The sequence below is a fragment of the Rheinheimera tilapiae genome (assembly GCF_042432165.1).
Classification (GTDB): Bacteria; Pseudomonadota; Gammaproteobacteria; order Enterobacterales; family Alteromonadaceae; genus Pararheinheimera; species Pararheinheimera tilapiae.
In genome coordinates, this window is record NZ_JBHLXP010000001.1 from 1,561,333 (window position 1) to 1,580,003 (window position 18,671).

An 18,671-nucleotide genomic window follows, 5' to 3' on the forward strand; every position below is an offset into this window, starting at 1 on the left:
TTGAACAAAAAAATGGTCATCATCCTTTTCTGATTTACCTGACGGCTAAAAATAACAACACAGCGGCGGATGTGAGTATCCGCACCAAACTGAACCGGCGTACAGTGGCGAAGCCCGAAGATATCCGGGCCGGTATGTGTGGCATGATCGCCAGAATAAAACCCGGCGCAGCAGGTGAGAAGATAGCCGCTGCTGCGCGCGCGGCGATAGTGCCGGAGGGCATTGAAGAGATCCAGCCGCGCTGGTTAGCGCAGGATATTTACTTATTATCAAAGCGTAAAACGGCAGAGATGATCACTGCGCACTATAAAGGCAAACGCTACTTGTTAGATGGTACCGTTGGCGAGCCGCTGGAAACCGATGGAACCGTGGAGCTTTGGTACAAAGTCACCATCGATAGTAATGGGATCCTGCAAACTAAAGCTGCCGATCAGTCTGCTTTCTGGCCCCCGATTGTGTGTCGGATGGCAGACGAACATCATGCCCGCGCTTTAAAGCTGCAGTCAGGTGAGTACGCCAAATTAACCGGCACTGTGTCACATTATCAGCCAGGCATACCAAGCAAATTAGTATTGAAGGACTGCCGATTCGAGTAGGTGTGCGCCTCGGGGCTTGTCATCACTGCATAGTCCCAGGTTGCGGCGGTTATACAGTGGCTGCGCTACTTTCAGCCGGTTAGAAGCGATGCCAGATCGCCTAGGGACTATCTATGCAAACGACACTCGCGATTGCCGCCGGTCTTGCAGTGGTCACTGGTATTGTCCATTCCTTGCTTGGTGAGCTGCTTATTTTTCGTCACCTGCGTCAAGGTACTGTAGTGCCTGCACTGCATGCGCCGCCGCTGCGTCAACGCAATATCCGGATTATCTGGGCGACCTGGCATTTGGCGACTGTATTTGGTTGGGCATTTGCGGTGTTATTAGCTCAGCTGGCCCTGGATCCGAACAGACCGCTGCTGCCATTGGTGCTGCATACCACAGTCGCTGCGTATGCAGGTGCTGCCATGCTGGTGTTGATTGCCACCCGTGGCCGCCATCCCGGTTGGATTGCACTGCTGGCGGTGGCCGCTCTGACCTGGTTAGCAGCAGCGATGCCATGAGGCTCTGACACTCCACGCGCTTGTCATTGGCGCTTTGCCGCAAAAATCTCTTTAAAAAAGCATTTGAAAAAAGCCAGTTGAATTAACCACTTCGATCATTTGCATCTTGCCATCCGTGTTCCTTGCGCATAACCATCAGTTTCAACAGGAACTCCTTTACGGTTAGGTCAGCGAATAGCGCGTTTAGCGCGGCAATGGAGAGGTCGCGGCAAAACAGTGCCGGATAAATCTGTAGTGTTTTTCTATACACCATCTATACAGAATGTGATTTAATACCAGTGGTTAACAATTATTTAATGGATAGAGGTTGATATGGATTGGTTTCGACATATTTTACTGTGCAGTGTGTTCGTCACAGGCGCGGCAGCGGCGCAAGAACTGCTTGAGCCACCGGTTAACGGCTTTCAGGATAAATTGACCAGCTACGGTTCCCTGATTGAGGTGAATGGCAACGTTTATTTCATTGGTGATAGCCAGGGGCATGGCAAAGGTATCTTTCGGCTGGATCCGACATTGAACGTCGTGACATTAGAAGCCAGGATCCCGCATAGTCGCCAACATTCATTGGTGGGCTTTACAAAAATTGGTAACCGATTGTTGTTTGGGGATACCTGGTATGATCCAAAGACAAAATTATTCAGTGATGCCCTGGCTAAAAACGAAAAGCAATTTGACGGCCGTATCGGCAGGTCATGTTATTTAAAAGCGTGGGATGATGCGCCGCTGTTATCTTGTGATGATAATATATATAAGCTTAATGCTGAAGATGGCTTATTTCACGCGCATGATTATAAGTTAACCGATGAGTCTAATTATTTAGATTATCCAGCGCTTGGAAGCGGAAAATCTCCGGCGAGCGCAGATATGGAGGGCGGCGTCTTTTGTTACTCGCGGCTTTCATGGGATATATATTGTTCAGAGTGGCCTGGCCTGAGAACTATTAAAATGGCTAGTAGTTCTTCGGCAATAATTCAAGAGTATCAGGTTCGAAAAGATGGTGTACTTTGGTGGACTAGTGAGAATGATGTTTATTACAAAACATGGGCAGGCGTTGAAACAAAACTAAATAAAGAACCGCTCACTGATGATTGGTACATATTTGCCAGTACGCCGCGCTTTGCATTAATGCTAAAAGGTAGTAACAATACGGGATTTGAATATCAACGCTTCTACTATCAAAATTCAGTAAAAGAAAAAATTACTAATCTTCAGGTTGTCAGCAGTTTTTATAATAGTATGCATTTTCTGCCGAACGATGACTTTATCGCGGTTGACAGAAACTTTGGCATTATAAAACTCGCCGCGAATGCGACATCGCAACAAATTATTCGGCCGGCAGAGCGGCAAGGGAACCGCGACGGTGAGGTTGGGTTTTTGCAGTTTAAAGATGCACTACTGCTGAAATTCCCTTTACGCGACGGCTATGACAGTGGTCAAGAGCCGAAAGAGCAACCCTTTTTTGCCAGACTTACAGATGGTAAATACCAGGAAAAAACTCTGCAACCATTTCCGGTGCCAGGCAATACGCCGATTGACCAGGTATTTGTCTGGAAAAATAAACTACATTGGTTTGAATACAATGGCCCGTTTTTACAGTTAAATCAGTTTGATAAAGCCAGTAAGATCACCAGTATTGTTTATCAATATGCTGGTGTTGATAAGCTCACTGAGCGGGAAGGCATATTCATAACTGCAGATTCAATGTTGATGATCAAAGATGGTAGTTTCCTGAAGTTTTCTGCAGCCACTGGCAGCTTTGAAAAAATAGGCTCGGAAGACAAAGCTGACGCGTCCCAAGGCTTGCAGGCAGGTAACCTGTATTACTATTACATCGTTAAAGATGAAAACACTATCAACGCCAGTACAGAGCTGCGGCAACTCGATATCACGACAGGTAAGATCGAAACCATCAAAGTATTCGAAAAGACCGTATTTCAAAGATTGTTGGCGGAAAAAAGCCGCCAGCTTTATATCAGTTTTGCCGATGTGCGGCCAGGGGAAACCTCCGCAGCGCCAGAATTAAAAGCATCGGGTGGTATTTTAAATCTAAATGATTTATCGCTGCAGGTGAATAAAGCACTGATCGCAACCGGAGAAGAAAGAGTTAATTATATTAAACGACCTTATATGCTAACTGAAGTATTTGAGCATTATGGTCAGTGGTATGGTGTCAGGCGCTATTACGAACCAGATACCTACTGGACAGGCAAACCATTTCACTGGTTGAATGGCCCGATGTGGTTAACCTTGGTCAAACTTGATTTGTCGGCACAGACACAAGTATTAAACAGCGATGTGGTTGGCTATTTTTATGACTATGAGCGGCCATTTAATAATGTGGTAAAATTTGGTGATTTTATTCTGACCAGCTGGGGTAAACAGTTTGACAAAGATGGCAAGCCTGTCGAGATCCCCGGTCTTTCCATGTTTTATAGCAGTTTTGCATCCGGTAATTCTTTGTATCTGTATGGCAAAGATATTCAACGCCTCGATTTAATCAACGGTAAAATAGCCGTTTCAACGCCAAAATCGACTGAAGGTACCAGCTTAATCCGCCGCTCCGGAGTCGCTAAAATTGACGACAGTCTTTATTTCTCGGCCTTTGATGCCGTCAATGGTGAGCGGATGTTGGTGGCAAAAGCAGACAATCTCGCCCCCGTCGCGCTGCCAGATGTGGCAAGTACACAGACCGGCGACAGTATTGTTATTGATGTGCTGAAAAATGATGCAGACCCGGACGGGGATGCTTTGCTGGTAAAAACCGCCACTGCTGGTCGCGGTTCAGTCAAAATTGAAAATGGTAAACAGCTTATTTATCAGGCAGACAAGAGTTTCGTCGGGACCGACACTATTGAATATGAAATTCAGGACTCGGCTGGCAATGCGGCAACATCCAGAGTATCAGTGACCATCAAGGCGGCGAATCGCCTGCCTCAGGTGCAGGACAGCACCGCATCGGTCGATAGTGGCACAACAAGCACTATTGAATTGAAGAGCTTCCTTGGCGATCCGGATGGTGACGAGCTTAAAATCGTGTCAGCTCAAGCGCAACAGGGCCAGGTGTCAATCCTCAACAGCACACAACTACAGTATGTTGGTAAGGCTGGTTTCAGCGGCACTGACCTCATTGAATTCAGTGTGCAAGACACAAAAGGTGGCACGGCTGCCGGTAAAGTGACTTTGACAGTGAAACAAGTTGTCACGCCGCAACCTGAGCCAGTGCAGACGAAGAAGTCTGGTGGGGCAGGCGGCGGCTTATTACTGATTGCGATGTTGTTTCTGTTCAATCGACTGAACGGCAAGAAGTAAGCGTGGAAGACGCTTGCGTTCCCAGCACTTGGTTTGCTGCCAGCATCGCTGAAAACGTAATGTTGTCAAATCTGAGATGAATGCGATGCTGTGATGCAAGCCGGTTTTATCTCAGATCCTGACAGAAAAAAGCCACCTGCAGTTCAGGTGGCTTTGTCTTAAGGTGCTGAAAACTTACCGGTAAGCTCAAATGCACGATAGCTGCTTGCTCTACGCTGGAGCAATCGCACGTTTTTCTTGAATGTGAAGCGGCTTCGAATCTGCCGTCGAGGGAATAAAAAAATGAGCCTGTCCATTCATCTCAATTTTAATGGCCAATGCCAGCAGGCGTTTGAGTTTTATGTAACCGTGTTGCAGGGCGAGATCGACAGCATGCTGCAGGTCAAAGACGCACCGATCTCAGAAAGTTTTTCTGCCGACTGGCAGCAGAAAATTGTCCATGCCAGCATCTCCATTCAAGATGTGGTGATCTGTGGCGCTGATGTCAAACCAGAACACTATCAAAAACCCAGCGGGTTTTATTTGTTGCTGGGGTTTGGTAACGAAGCTGCGGTCATCAGCGCGTTTCAGCAGCTGTCTGCTGGCGGCACCGTGATTTTACCCCCCCAACAAACCTTTTGGTCCAGCTGTTACGCCATCGTGATCGACCGCTTTGGTGTGCCGTGGAAACTAAACTGCGGCACAGAATAAACGGATCTGACGCCCTGGCTGTGTCCTCGGACTGACGGAGCTATGGTAGTTACATCTTTGGCTACATCTGACAAGGACGGTTTAATGGGTCTTAGTGCTACCTTTAACGGCTTGTTCCTGCTGTGTTTTGCGTTGTTGAAAGAGTTGAGCTGTTATACGTTGAGCCGGCATAAATGGCGGGTTTACTGGGTGCTTTACTTGCGCTTCAGACGCGTTAGTTTGGTCTGAATGGGCGGTCGGGATTTTTTGGTGATCCAGTTAACATTTCTGGTCTGCTCGATGCATTTTGAAACATTGACGACAGTACAAATTGGCATTCAGAATGGCTGATCAGGAGATTCTATAGATACGACAAATGTGAGGTTAACAGATGGAGCCGGCAGCATTAATTGACCAGTGGCGGCGCGGACTTAGAATCGCCCACGCCGCACATTATGAATCCGCAAAATTTTATCACCGGATGCATTTAGTACTGAGTCTCCCGGCAGTACTGATTTCTGCGCTGCTGAGTACTTCAGTGTTTATTTCCTTACAAGACTCGTCGAACGGACAGATTAAAATTCTGATGGCGACCCTCAGTGTGATGGCTGTGGTGCTCAGTAGCCTACAAGCCGCGTTGCGCTTTTCTGAGCGCTCTGAACGTCACAAAACTGCAGCAGTGCAACTGGGTGAAATCCGGCGTGAATTAGAGCAGCAGTTGGTCTTCGTACATCTAGATGAAGCGGTACTGGAAAGGCTCCGCAAAAAATGGGATGCCGCAGACCGTCAGGCACCTACTGTACCCTCGTGGATCTATCGCCAGACGGCCAATCAGGTGTTTGCCAGTGGCGATTCAGGTAAAAAGTGAGTGCTGGGATCGCTCCAGACAGCGCGAGTTTACGCTGTCTGAGTTTGCTGACTTATATCGACGATCAGATGTTTTTCAGTACCTGCGACAGCGCCTGATAACCCTGACGGATGGTGGTGATCCGGTTGTTAGAGTTGTCGTGTTCGATAAACTGGTGGCGGATGCCAGCTTGCTCGGCCTTAGCGAAAATCGCTTTAAAATCAATAGTGCCGGTGCCCACGTCGACCATAGCGCCGTCTTTCGCCATATCTTTGACGTGCACCAGTGGGAAGCGCCCCGGATTGGCGGCAAACAGTTTCAGTGGGTCCACACCGGCTTTCACAGCCCAGAACAGATCCAGCTCCATCTTGACTAAATCTTGGTCGGTTTCGCCCAGTAACACGTCATAAGGCACACCGCCTTTGACCGGCAGCAGCTCAAAATCATGGTTGTGATAAGCCAGCTGCAGGCCAGCGTCTTTGATTGGTTTGGCAAAGCCATTCAGTTCGACCGCCAGCTTTTTATAGTTGTCGACTGAATCGCCGCGTTGCTCTTCAGATAACCACGGCAGCACAATGTATTGATGGCCAATCACTTTGGCATCTTTAATCACTTGTGGCAGCGCGCTTCTGAGCACTTCCAGCGGCACATGCACAGAAGGCGCGGCAAGACCGTTGGCATCAAGCAGTTTACGGATATCCGCGGCGCTGTGGCCAAAATAACCGGCAAATTCGACATCGCCGTAGCCGACGCCAGCCACCAGTTTCAGCGTGTCGGCGACACTTTTCTCCATCATGTCACGCAAGGTATAAAGCTGCAGACCGGTTTTTTTGACTGAGCCACTGCTGCTTTGGCTGGCAGCCAGCGCCTGCAAAGGGTTACCGAGCACAGTCAAAGCGGCAATGCCTACGCAGCTTTGCTGCAAAAACTGGCGACGGCCTGGCGATAGCAGATTTGGGGTCGTGATCATGATGAAGCTCCCTGTTGTTGTCTTGGTTCAGATAGCGGTTTTACTATCTGCGCTAGTAATTTTTTACTGGTCTTTTACTGGCCTGGCGCCGGGCCGGTACTGCCTCTAATCACTAAATCAAAAGGCAGAATCACTTTTGGCGCCTTACTGAGTTTTCCTTCCAACACATCAATCAGCAAACGCACCGCAGTGCGGCCGAACTCTTCGGCGGGCTGCGCTATGGTTGTTAGCGGCGGATCGGTAAAAGCAGCAAATGAAATGTCGTCAAAGCCAGCGACTGAGATATCAGCTGGCACGCGCAATCCCTGTTGTTTAATGCGCTGAATAGCACCAATCGCCATCTCATCGTTTTCACAGAAAATAGCTGTGGGCGGATCCGGCAGGGCCAGCAAATCACCGGCAGCCTGATAGCCGGATTGCAGCGAGAAATTCCCCGGCGACAGTAATTCTTCAGCAAATGGTACGCCGGCTTCCTGCAGGGCATCGCGATAACCAGCGACCCGGTCGCGGGTCAGTGGGCTGCGGGCTGGACCTTTTATCATCGCGATCCGACGGTGTCCCAATGCTAATAAATGTTCAGTCATCGCACTGGCCGCTGCGCGGTTATCCAGCACGACAGTCGGGCAAGGCGCTTTGTCGAGCACTTCACAGGCATTGACCATAGGCAATAAAGCCGGCGCTTCGTCATTGGATTCTGCCGGTTCAGCGGCGCTAAAAGGGTTGTGTGCGCGCAGTTGAATGAGGCCATCCGCCTGCGAGGTCTGTACCATTTTGGCATAGGCCGCTTCCATCTCGTCATCACCGAGTGTGTTGCCAAGTAGCAGGGCATATTGGTTTTCGTGTGCAGCTTCCTGCATGCCACTGATGACGCGGGCGAAAAATACGTTGGCGACGGTCGGCACCAGCACCACTAAATTGTGGGTTTTGCCGGAGCGGAACCTTACGGCCATTAAATTGGGTTTGTAACCAGCAGCTTTAACTGCCGCCAGTACTTTGTTACGGGTTTTCAGCGACACCAAATCGGGTTGCTGTAAAGTCCGGGAGACTGTTGCCACGGACACTTCGGCCAAACGGGCCACTTCGCGGATATTGGACATAGGCGTTCTTTTTGTTGGATCCAAACCGGCATTCTACTCAGTTCCGTGACTGATGATGCAATAGCTTTCAATGTAACCGGTATCATTTATAAGTGATATTTGTCACGCTGTGAAGGGGTTCTGTGGCTTTTTCGAGCAATAAATTAGTGCAAATGCTCGTTTCTGGTGCGGCGCATATTTTGTTTTTGCGCAAAAATGACGCATATTTTTTGCATTTGGTCGGAATTTCGATTGACGCGGCAAAATGTAATCCGTTACATTTTTTAAATCAGGCTAGGGTCGAGTTGCAAAAACAACCTGCCTTGGCTTTTCCACATCGCTTTTGTCAGGGATACACGCATGAATCAGCCGGTCCGACCCCGTTCGCAGAAAATTCGTTTAGGTATGCTCGGTGGAGGCGAAGGTGCCTTTATCGGCGCCGTGCATCGCCACGCTGCCGCGCTCGATGGGCAAACCGAATTGGTCTGCGGCGCTTTTAGCCGCGACGCTGGCAACAATCAGCGCACCGGCACAGCGCTTGATATCGCGCCACAGCGCTTATACGACAGCTGGCAGCAGATGTTAGACGCAGAAGCGGCATTGCCGGAACATGAGCGGATGCAGCTGTTGGTCATCGTCACCCCGAATCAACTGCACGTGCCGGTTAGCCGCGCCGCGATAGCCGCCGGCTTTCATGTGTTCTGCGAAAAACCGGCAGGTGTCACGCTGTCTGAAACAGCATTGCTGGCGGCCGAACTCGCACAAAGCGACCGCTTATATGGTCTGGCGCACACTTACCTTGGTTATCCAATGGTATGGCAGGCTAAACAGCTGGTGGCTGATGGTGTGCTTGGCACTTTACGTAAAATTTATGTCGAATACCCACAAGGCTGGCTGACCGACAACTTAGAAGCCAGCGCCCAGAAGCAGGCGAGCTGGCGCACCGATCCGGCGCAGGCCGGCAACAGCGGCTGTATGGCGGACATCGGCACGCATGCGTTTGGCCTTGCTGAATTTATCAGTGGTCAGCGCATCAACCAGCTCTGTGCGGAACTGGCCAGTCATGTACCGGGCCGCCGGCTCGACGATGACGGTGCGGCGTTGTTTAAAACCAGCGGCGGCGCCAGTGGTGTGCTGATCGCCAGTCAAATCTGTGCCGGCGAAGAAAACGCACTGAAAATTCGTTTGTATGGCGACAAAGGCGGGCTGGAATGGCAGCAAATGGAGCCAAACAGCATCATAGTACGGCCACATGGCGCGCCATTTTATGTGCTGCGTGCTGGTGCAGGTCAGGCTGGCCTTGGCGCTGAAGCTCTGAAACGTTGCCGCTTACCGGCCGGGCATCCGGAAGGATATTTAGAAGCAATGGCCAATCTGTACCGTGATTTCGCCAACGCTATTCGCGCCGGTGAGCGCGGCACGCCAAGCGGCGTGCCAGGCATCAGCGCCGGCTTACGCGGAATGGCTTTTATTGACACCGTCAGCACCGCCAGCAGCGAAAAATGGCAGGCTGTGCCGGATGTGGGCTGACCAGGTAAGCGCTGGTGTTTAAACCTTCTTGTTGCGACAGAGTTTTAGCGAGGAAACACAATGAATAGTATTCAAGGCCCGGCGATTTTCCTGGCGCAGTTTATGGGCGATACCGCGCCTTTTAACAATCTCATCACGATGGCGAAATGGGCGGCGGATTTAGGCTACAAGGGTATTCAGGTGCCGACCAACGATCCGGCGCTGTTTGATTTGGAGAAGGCTGCGACTAGTCAGGCGTATTGTGACGACATCAAGGCACAATGTGCCGCCGTTGGCATCAGCATCACCGAGTTATCGACACATCTGCAGGGCCAGTTGGTGGCGGTGCATCCGGCTTATGACGAACTGTTTGATAACTTTGCCCCAGCACATTTACGTGGCAAGCCAAAAGAACGGACTGAGTGGGCGATCGCACAGCTGAAACTGGCGGCGAAGGCCAGTCAGAATCTGGGCCTTAAAGCGCATGCGACTTTCTCCGGCGCCTTGTTGTGGCATCTGGTTTATCCGTGGCCTCAAAGACCAGCAGGTCTGGTCGAGCAGGGCTTTGCCGAGCTGGCCGCCCGCTGGCTGCCGATTTTGGACGCCTTTGATGTCGCTGGTGTCGATGTCTGTTATGAAATTCACCCCGGTGAAGATTTGCACGATGGCGCCAGTTTTGAGCGTTTCCTGAAAGCCACCAACCACCACCCGCGCGCCAATATCCTGTTTGATCCGAGCCACTTTGTGCTGCAGCAACTGGACTATCTGGCCTTTATTGATCGCTACCATGACCGGATCAAAATGTTCCATGTCAAAGATGCGGAGTTTCGGCCGGATGGTCGTGCCGGCGTGTACGGTGGTTATCAGGACTGGGTGGACAGACCGGGGCGTTTTCGCTCTTTAGGCGATGGCCAGGTCGATTTCAAAAGCATTTTCAGCAAGTTAACTCAGTATGGCTATCGCGGCTGGGCAGTACTGGAATGGGAATGTTGTTTAAAAGATTCGGCACAAGGCGCGAAAGAGGGCGCACCTTTTATTGCTGCGCACCTCATTAACCGCGCAACTCGCGCCTTTGATGATTTCGCCGGCGGCAGTTCGGATACCGCGCGCAACCGGCGCATTCTTGGTTTGGAATAGCGGCCTTGAATAGCGCTAAGGAATAGCGCTTTGGCACAGCAGGCCAGCACTTGCAGGCCTGCCAACACGAATAACAAAAAGTAGCACAGAGCATACAACAACAAAAAATCACGGGGATGACGATGAGTACAATAAAAATACGTCTCGGCACTATGATGTTTCTGCAGTTTTTTATCTGGGGCGGCTGGTTTGTCACCCTGGGCACTTTTTTAAGCCAGAACCTGGGCGCCGACGGCCCGCAAACCGGTATGGCGTTTTCGACCCAAAGCTGGGGCGCCATTATCGCGCCGTTTTTTATCGGTTTAATCGCCGACCGCTTTTTTAATGCCGAGCGCATTTTGGCGGTGTTGCACCTGATTGGCGCGGTGCTGATGTATCTGATGGCGCAGGCTACTGATTTCGCAGCTTTTTATCCGCTGGTGCTCGGTTATATGCTGGCCTACATGCCCACGCTGGCGCTGGTCAACTCGGTGTCTTTTGGTCAGATGCAGCAGCCGGAGCGTGAGTTTGGTCAAATTCGCGTCTGGGGCACTATCGGTTGGATAGCCGCAGGCCTTGTCATCAGTTATCTGTTTGGCTGGGATGCGGCTGAGGCGATTGCGGCCGGTGCACTGCAAAACACTTTCCTGATGTGTGCGGCTGCGTCTTTAGCGCTTGGTTTGTATAGCTTTACGTTACCGGCGACGCCACCAGCGGCACGCGGCAGTCAGGTCAAGCTCGGTGAACTGCTTGGGCTTGATGCGCTGAAACTGTTGAAAGATCGCAATTTCGCGCTGTTTTTTGTTTCATCGATCCTGATTTGTATCCCACTGGCATTCTATTACCAAAATGCCAACCCGTTCCTGACCGCCGTTGGGGTGGAAAATGCCACCGGCAAAATGACGCTGGGTCAGGTGTCCGAAGTCGCCTTTATGCTGGCGCTGCCGCTGTTTTTAAACCGTTTTGGTATCCGCTGGACGCTGATTTTAGGCATGGCGGCCTGGGTGCTGCGTTATGTGCTGTTTGCCTATGGCGATGCCGGCAGTGGTATGGCGTTGTTACTGGTTGGCATTGCCTTGCACGGTATTTGTTATGACTTCTTTTTTGTCTCAGGTCAGATTTACACCAACAGCAAAGCCGGTCCGGCCTACAAGAGCGCAGCGCAGGGGCTTATTACGCTCGCGACTTACGGTATCGGTATGCTGATTGGCTTTAGTGTCGCAGGGCAAGTGACGCAGGCCTATACCACGGCTGCTGGCGCCGACTGGACACAAATCTGGTTATTCCCGGCTGGTTTTGCTGCGGTGGTGTTGGTGTTGTTTGCGCTGATTTTCAAAAACGAAACGCTGGCGGTTTCTGCAGAAAAACAAGGGGAGCGCCATGTCTGATCTGCACCATGCCCAGACCGCTGACCTCGGCCTGACCCGCCGGCATATGTTAAAGCAACTGGCCGCCGGCAGTGTGGCGCTTGGTGTCGCCGGCCCGTCATTATTGCTGACAGGCTGTGCCGCGACTGCAAGTCAGGCCACTGCAACCACAGCAGCAAGTGCTGCCACTGATGAGCCGAGCGGCGCAGTGCCTGCGCTCAATGGCCGGGTCCGTCATTCGGTCGCCAGTTGGACTTATGCCCATCTGTCGATCGAAGAGCTGTGTCAGCTGGTGAAATCCTTAGGTTTCAGTGCGATTGATTTGGTCGGGCCGAAAGACTGGCCGACGTTAAAAAAATACGGCATCGACTGCTCGATGTGTAACGGCGCAGAGATCAATTTAGTCGATGGCTGGTGCAATCCACAGTTCCACGCTGAGCTTATCAAGCGCTATCGGGCGCACATTGATTTGGTCGCCGACGCTGGTTACACCAATCTGATTTGTTTTTCCGGCAATGCGCGCGGCATGGACCGCGAGACCGCGCTGCAGCATGCCGTAGCAGGCTTGTCGCAAATTCTGCCACAGGCGGAACAGCGTGGTGTGGTGCTGCAGATGGAGCTGTTTAACAGCAAAGTTGACCATCCGGATTATCTGGCTGATAGCTCAGGCTTTGGTATTGAGCTGTGTAAGCGATTGAAATCGAATCACTTTAAGCTGCTGTATGACATCTACCATATGCAAATTATGGAAGGGGATATCATTCGCACTATCCAGGACAACCATCAATATTTTGGCCATTACCACACAGCCGGGGTGCCGGGGCGGCATGAAATTGATGAGACGCAGGAGTTGTATTACCCGGCGATCGCCAAGGCGATAGTCGCGACCGGCTTCAAAGGTTATTTGGCGCAGGAGTTTATTCCAACGCCGGCAACACCAGAGGGCAAGGTGCAGTCACTGGCGGACGCTATCCGCATTTGTGATGTCTGAACCGGGGTCAGACCTAACCTTAAACGCTGAGACTCAGTACAAAGAAAGTGCACAAAAAGAGCGCGTCAGCAGAGCGCGCACAGCACAAAACAGATAACAAAATCACAGGTAGCAAGAGATGACAACTGCGCAAAATCATTACGACGCCATCGTCGTTGGCTCCGGCATTAGTGGCGGTTGGGCCGCCAAAGAGCTGACCGAAAAAGGCTTAAAAGTGTTGCTGCTCGAACGCGGCCGTAACATTGAACATATCAAAGATTACACCAACGCGATGAAAGAGGCGTGGGACTACCCGCACCGCGACCGGCCAACCGAGCAGATGAAGCAGGACTACCCGGTACTCAAACGCGATTACCCACTGAATGAAAGCACTTTTGGCATGTGGGCCAATGAAAAAGACTCACCATATACCGAGAAAAAACGCTTTGACTGGTACCGCGGTTATCACATGGGTGGCCGTTCTTTGTTGTGGGGTCGGCAGAGCTACCGGTTAAACGAAGCGGATTTTGAAGCCAATGCCAAAGAAGGTGTCGCGGTGGATTGGCCAATTCGTTATGCCGATTTAGCGCCCTGGTACGATTATGTCGAGCGTTTCGCTGGGATCTCCGGCAATCGCGACGGTCTGGACGTGTTGCCCGACGGGCAATATCTACCGGCGTTTGAGCTCAATATCGTCGAAAAAGACGTAGCCGCGCGGATCAAAAAAGCTTTTGGTGGCAACCGTCACCTGATTTGTGGCCGCACCGCCAATATTACCCAGCCAAAGCCGGAGCAAAACCGCGTCAATTGCCAATACCGCGCTAAATGCTGGCTGGGCTGTCCGTTCGGTGCTTATTTCAGCACGCAGTCGTCGACGCTGCCGGTCGCGATGAAAACCGGCAATTTGACCGTACGGCCGTTTTCGATTGTGACGCAGGTGCTGTACGACAAAGACAAAAAACGCGCCCGTGGCGTGGAAGTGCTCGACAGTGAAACCAATCAAACGGTCGAATTTACCAGCAAAATCATTTTCTTAAATGCGTCGGCTTTTAACTCCACCTGGATTTTGATGAATTCAGCCACCGATGTATGGGCAGGCGGTTTGGGCTCCAGCAGCAATGCGCTCGGCCGCAATGTGATGGACCACCACTTAGGGGTTGGCGCTTACGGCGAAGTCGAAGGCTATCTCGACAAATACCATTTTGGCCGCCGGCCGACTGGTTTTTACGTGCCGCGCTTTCGCAACTGGGGCGGTGATAAACGCGATTATTTGCGTGGTTTTGGTTATCAGGGATCGGCGAGCCGCGAGAACTGGCGCCGTGACGTGGCAGAACTGTCGATTGGCGTTGATTTAAAAGCGGCGCTGACCGAGCCAGGCCGCTGGACCATCGGTATGGGCGGTTTTGGTGAAATGCTGCCGCATCATGACAACCGGATTTACCTCGACCCCACAGTCAAAGACAAGTGGGGCTTGCCGGTGCTGGCGATGGACGTGGAGATGAAAGACAACGAACTGCGCATGCGTAAAGACATGATGCAGGATGCGGTGGAGTTCTTTGAAGCCGCCGGCGTGAAGAACGTGCAGGGCTATAACGGCGACTATGCGCCTGGTATGGGCATTCACGAAATGGGTACGGCACGGATGGGCCGTGACCCGAAAACGTCGGTATTAAACGCCAATAATCAGGTGTGGGATGCCCCGAACGTGTTTGTCACCGATGGCGCCTGTATGACGTCGGCGTCTTGTGTCAATCCGTCGCTGACCTATATGGCACTGACTGCACGTGCCGCCAATTTTGCGGTCGAAGCACTGAAAAAAGGGGAACTCTGAGATGGAAAGACGTGACCTGTTAAAAATGATTGCGGCTGCCACCGGCCTGGCTTTTGTTGGTGGTGAAGCCTGGGCCGCAGGCCCGCTGGCGAAAGATGCTTCTGGGGTTAAAAGCGCCGCGACCAAACCATTATTTGGCGCCGGCGACATCATGCTGCTGGATGAAATTGCTGAGACCATTTTACCGCGAACCAACACGCCAGGTGCGAAAGACGCAGCCTGTGGTGCGCAGATGGCGGTGATGGTGCAGGACTGTTATGACGCGAAGCAACAGGCGCTGTTTGTTGCTGGCCTCACTGCGTTGCAGGCAACTTGTAAACAACGACATCAGCGTGATTTCCTGCAGCTGACCGCGGCCGAACGCACGGCGTTACTGACGCAGCTCGATAAAGACGCCAGCGCGCGCAATGCGGCGATCGCCAGCAATGACAGCACCAATGTGTCGAATCGCAAAGGCGATGCCTCATTAGAGCCGCATTATTTTACGCTGCTCAAACAGCTGAGTATTTTTGTGTTTTTTACCTCCAAAGTGGGCGCAACTGAAGTGCTGCGCTATGTCGCGGTACCAGGGCGTTATGACGGCGCGCTGCCATACAAAAAAGGCGATAAAGCCTGGGCGACCTAAGCTGCTGGCGTTGTTGTTGAAATGGTAGTCTGGAGTCCGGCTGTCGCGCTGGAACCAGACCGCAGATGCCCAAATAGTGGAGTGAATCGATGCAAAATTTTTCGTTTTTTCTCGGTGCTTTGGCGCTGATTACGAGCCCTTTGACTTTGGCTCAGTACAAGGCTTTTCCAACGGCGGCAGAACTGGCCAAGATGACTGACGCCGAGCGCCACGCCCAGGCTGCCCGCACTGAAGTCTGGACGCCGGTGCCGCCGGTGGTCAGTTTTAACCAAAATAACGTTCCTTCGGACGCTATCCCTTTACTTGGCAATAGTTTATCGGCCTGGCGCGCGGTGAAAGATGGTGGCGCTGCACCGTGGCAACTAAAAGATGGCGTGATGACTGTACTGCCGGGTAGTGGTGATATCCGCACGGCCGAAAACTTCTGTGATATCCAGCTGCATCTGGAATGGCAATCGCCGCCGGCTGATCCGGCCAAAACTGGCCAGATGCGCAATAACAGCGGGATCTTTTTTCAGGATAAATACGAAGTTCAAATTCTGGATTCATACCAGAACCCGACTTATCCAAATGGTCAAGCTGGCGCTGTTTATAAACAAAGCATTCCGCTGGTGAATGCCACCATGCCGACCGGGCAGTGGCAGGTGTATGACATCATCTATAAAGCACCGCGTTTTGATGGCAATAAACGCCTGAGCCCGGGTTATGTCACAGTGCTACACAATGGGGTGTTATTGCAAAATCATACCGAAATTGCCGGCACCACTGAGTGGATTGGTCCGCCACAGCAGCCGGCGCATGGCTGCGCGCCGCTGAAATTGCAGGACCATGGTGATAAAGTCAGCTTTCGCAATATCTGGGTACGCAAGCTTTAAGGCAGCGCCAGTCGCTGTTGAAGGTATAGCTGGTGCAGCGCTAGTCGCTGCTCAGGTAATAGCCAGTGCCACGCAACGTGCGGACATAACCGACGGCGTGGCCTTTATCCAGCTTATTCCGCAGCCGGCGGATATAGACGTCCACCACATTGGTCAGTGGATCTTCGTTCATGCTCCAGACATTAGCCAGGATCCGTTCACGGCTTAGTACTTTTTGCGGGTTACGCATCAACAGTTCCAATAAGTTCAGTTCGCGCGCGGTCAGATTTACCAGTTCGCCGGCACGACGCACTTGACGCAAGTCCAAATCCAGTTCGATCTCTGCAAAACGCAGGCAATTGCGCTGGGCCGCGCCACTCTGGCGATTGGCCAGATTGTTTAATCGCGCGAGCAGTTCTTCAAAGGCAAAAGGTTTTACCAGATAGTCATCGGCACCGCTGGTCAGGCCGCGTACCCGCTCAGCGGTATCTCCAAGTGCCGACAACATCAGGATCCGCACCGGCAATTGCTGTGCCCGAATGAGCTGACAGATGGTGAGACCATCTAGATTGGGCAGCATGCGGTCCAGGATCACCAAGGCGGGTTGCTGCGTTCTGATCGCATGCAGGGCTTCGGCACCGTCATTGACCACGCTGGGGAAATAGCCTTCGGCTTTAAGGCCGCGGGCTAAAAAATCCGCCACCCGCTGCTCATCTTCAATAATCAGCACCTGCATCAGGTTAAATCCTCTGGTTCTTCACCGACTAACGGAAAGCTTAAAATAACGGCAGTGCCCGCATTGCTGCCTTGCTGCAGCTGTGCCGGGCTTTGGATCTGCACGGCGCCATGCTGGGCCTGCATCAGCGTGCGGCACAGTGCCAGTCCGATCCCGAGGCCGTCTGGCCGCAGGTTGCGGGCATTTTCGGCGCGAAAATAACGTTGAAACAGCTGGTTTTGCGCCGCGGGTGGAATGCCAATGCCCTGATCGGTGATGTTGAGCAGCAACTGTTCGTGCGTTAGCTGCAAGTCGACGTGCAGCGGTCGCTGCAGGCCATAACGAATGGCATTATCCAGCACAATCTGCAGTGCCTGCATGGTCTTATCCAAATCGATAAACAAGTGCTGCTGCAGTATTGTTGCTGTGACCGGCGCTATCACTAAAGCTTGTTGCGCCGCCGCACATTGCCGCTGCGCCTGCTCACACCAGAGCGGCCACACTTCTGCGACAGCCACATCGCGAAATCTTAATTGCAGCGGATGGTCGCTACGTACCAGTAACAGCAAATCATCAATACGGCTGGACAATAATTGGCTGCTTTCGACAATGCGCAGCAGGCTTTCTTTGTATTCCACTGCGGATTTGTCCGCGCCACGCAATGCCACTTCGGCCTCACCCCGTATCGTCGTCGCCGGCGTTCGCAGTTCATGGCTGACATCACCTAAAAAGCGTTGTTGCATCCGCTCTGCCTGTTGCAGCTTGCTGACGGCGTCCTGCAGCTGCGCGGTGCGCTCCGCGACCACTTTTTCAATCTGACGGGTATGGGCTTCTTCTTGCGCGCGGGCGCGATCCAGGCTAACCGCCAGTTGGTTAAAACTGCGTGCCAGTACGACAAATTCCTGTTGTCCTTGCTCGGGCAGGCGGGTACTTAACACTCCCTGCGCCAGCGCACTGGTGCCTGCCAGCAGCTGTTGCATCGGCCGGTACATGGCCCGCGCCAACACAACCGCCATCAACAAAGCCAGGACGACGGCAAAACCACAGGTACTGAACAGCAATAGCCTTGCCTGGGTGAGTGCTGCAGCGGTTTGGGCTTCGGCCGCTGCCGAGCGTTGTTGTTGTAAGTCAATGGCCTGAGCTATCAGTGTTTTCAGATCCAAGCCTTCCAGATTGTCGAAAATCTCAATAAGCAAGGTCCAGGTATCCGCGGCATTGAGTGGTGCACTGGGAGCCGATGCTTTGCGTGCCAGACCGCGTTCCAGTACCGCAACGTTTGTCTCTAGTATGGATACAGTTTTTAATTGGGTCGTAATGGCACTGAAGTCGTCAGGAGTTTGCGCCAGTTGCTGGTCTTGCTGCAGTAACTGATTGATGGTTAGAAGGTGTGACTGCATTTTTTGCAGATAGCGCTCACGTACGCCGGGGGCATCGTCATTGGTTAACAAGGCTTGCGCCAGCCAGACCTTCAGCCGCTGTTTGTCGGCGCCCAACGAGATAAATCCGGCCAGCATCTGATTGGCGATCCGGCTACGTTCAACATGGTGTGCCGCCACCTGATTAGCCCAGACGGCGGTCGCCGCCTGAATCAATGTCAGCACGACCAATAATGCAAACGCCAGATACAGCTTATTACGAAACATCCAGACTCCGGATCCGCAGCAACAGACTGAGCAGTGTAATGAAAAACCGCAGCGACAGCCAAAACTAAAGG

The 18,671-nt window shown here is 52.1% G+C and carries 16 protein-coding genes; 12 read left to right on the top strand and 4 right to left on the bottom strand.

The annotated features are described in order from the left end of the window. From ACFFJP_RS06665 to ACFFJP_RS06685, 5 genes are all read left to right on the top strand, one after another. A partial coding sequence (locus ACFFJP_RS06665; RefSeq protein ID WP_377241701.1) for a hypothetical protein occupies positions 1-596 on the top strand: 596 nt, incomplete at its 5' end. 113 nt (positions 597-709) lie between these two features. Further along, the gene (locus ACFFJP_RS06670) at positions 710-1,099 is read left to right on the top strand and encodes a hypothetical protein (RefSeq protein ID WP_377241703.1); all 390 of its coding nucleotides are present in this window, start codon (positions 710-712) and stop codon (positions 1,097-1,099) included. 312 nt (positions 1,100-1,411) lie between these two features. After that, positions 1,412-4,408: an Ig-like domain-containing protein gene (locus tag ACFFJP_RS06675; RefSeq protein ID WP_377241705.1), complete on the top strand. Its 2,997-nt coding sequence runs from the start codon at positions 1,412-1,414 to the stop codon at positions 4,406-4,408. Positions 4,409-4,690: 282 nt separating this feature from the next. Continuing rightward, positions 4,691-5,098 carry a VOC family protein gene (locus ACFFJP_RS06680; protein WP_377241707.1) on the top strand — a complete coding sequence of 136 codons (408 nt, stop codon included), beginning with the start codon at positions 4,691-4,693 and terminating at the stop codon, positions 5,096-5,098. 370 nt (positions 5,099-5,468) lie between these two features. Continuing rightward, positions 5,469-5,945, top strand: a complete 477-nt coding sequence (locus ACFFJP_RS06685) for an SLATT domain-containing protein (protein ID WP_377241709.1) — start codon at positions 5,469-5,471, stop codon at positions 5,943-5,945. A gap of 64 nt (positions 5,946-6,009) precedes the next feature. On the opposite strand, the gene ACFFJP_RS06690 is transcribed toward ACFFJP_RS06685, so the two are convergent. Both ACFFJP_RS06690 and ACFFJP_RS06695 read right to left on the bottom strand, forming a co-directional pair. Then, positions 6,010-6,894 (bottom strand): sugar phosphate isomerase/epimerase family protein, encoded by an 885-nt coding sequence (locus ACFFJP_RS06690; RefSeq protein WP_377241711.1) that lies wholly within the window; start codon positions 6,892-6,894, stop codon positions 6,010-6,012. Between the two features lie 74 nt (positions 6,895-6,968). Continuing rightward, positions 6,969-7,991: a LacI family DNA-binding transcriptional regulator gene (locus ACFFJP_RS06695; protein WP_377241713.1), complete on the bottom strand. Its 1,023-nt coding sequence runs from the start codon at positions 7,989-7,991 to the stop codon at positions 6,969-6,971. A 339-nt stretch (positions 7,992-8,330) separates the two neighbouring features. On the opposite strand from ACFFJP_RS06695, the gene ACFFJP_RS06700 reads away from it, so the two are divergent. The 7 genes from ACFFJP_RS06700 (at position 8,331) to ACFFJP_RS06730 (ending at position 16,263) form a co-directional block, all read left to right on the top strand. Continuing rightward, on the top strand, positions 8,331-9,500 hold the full coding sequence (locus tag ACFFJP_RS06700) for a Gfo/Idh/MocA family protein (RefSeq protein ID WP_377241715.1): 1,170 nt from the start codon (positions 8,331-8,333) through the stop codon (positions 9,498-9,500). 60 nt (positions 9,501-9,560) lie between these two features. Next, entirely contained in the window at positions 9,561-10,616 is a 1,056-nt protein-coding gene (locus ACFFJP_RS06705) for a sugar phosphate isomerase/epimerase family protein (protein WP_377241717.1), read from the top strand. Between the two features lie 122 nt (positions 10,617-10,738). Further along, positions 10,739-11,983, top strand: a complete 1,245-nt coding sequence (locus tag ACFFJP_RS06710; protein WP_377241719.1) for a nucleoside permease — start codon at positions 10,739-10,741, stop codon at positions 11,981-11,983. Continuing rightward, complete coding sequence (locus tag ACFFJP_RS06715) at positions 11,976-12,953, top strand: hydroxypyruvate isomerase family protein (RefSeq protein ID WP_377241721.1); 978 nt, start codon at positions 11,976-11,978, stop codon at positions 12,951-12,953. Before ACFFJP_RS06710 ends, ACFFJP_RS06715 begins: the two co-directional genes overlap by 8 nt. Before the next feature lie 118 nt (positions 12,954-13,071). After that, positions 13,072-14,763 carry a GMC oxidoreductase gene (locus ACFFJP_RS06720; RefSeq protein WP_377241723.1) on the top strand — a complete coding sequence of 564 codons (1,692 nt, stop codon included), beginning with the start codon at positions 13,072-13,074 and terminating at the stop codon, positions 14,761-14,763. A 1-nt stretch (position 14,764) separates the two neighbouring features. Further along, a complete protein-coding gene (locus tag ACFFJP_RS06725; protein WP_377241725.1) occupies positions 14,765-15,388 on the top strand; it encodes a gluconate 2-dehydrogenase subunit 3 family protein in 624 nt (207 codons plus the stop codon). Positions 15,389-15,477: 89 nt separating this feature from the next. Beyond that, positions 15,478-16,263: a 3-keto-disaccharide hydrolase gene (locus ACFFJP_RS06730; protein ID WP_377241727.1), complete on the top strand. Its 786-nt coding sequence runs from the start codon at positions 15,478-15,480 to the stop codon at positions 16,261-16,263. Between the two features lie 40 nt (positions 16,264-16,303). On the opposite strand, the gene ACFFJP_RS06735 is transcribed toward ACFFJP_RS06730, so the two are convergent. Next, a complete protein-coding gene (locus tag ACFFJP_RS06735) occupies positions 16,304-16,978 on the bottom strand; it encodes a response regulator transcription factor (protein WP_377241730.1) in 675 nt (224 codons plus the stop codon). Next, positions 16,978-18,600 (bottom strand): sensor histidine kinase, encoded by a 1,623-nt coding sequence (locus ACFFJP_RS06740; RefSeq protein WP_377241732.1) that lies wholly within the window; start codon positions 18,598-18,600, stop codon positions 16,978-16,980. Before ACFFJP_RS06740 ends, ACFFJP_RS06735 begins: the two co-directional genes overlap by 1 nt. Positions 18,601-18,671: the final 71 nt, after the last annotated feature.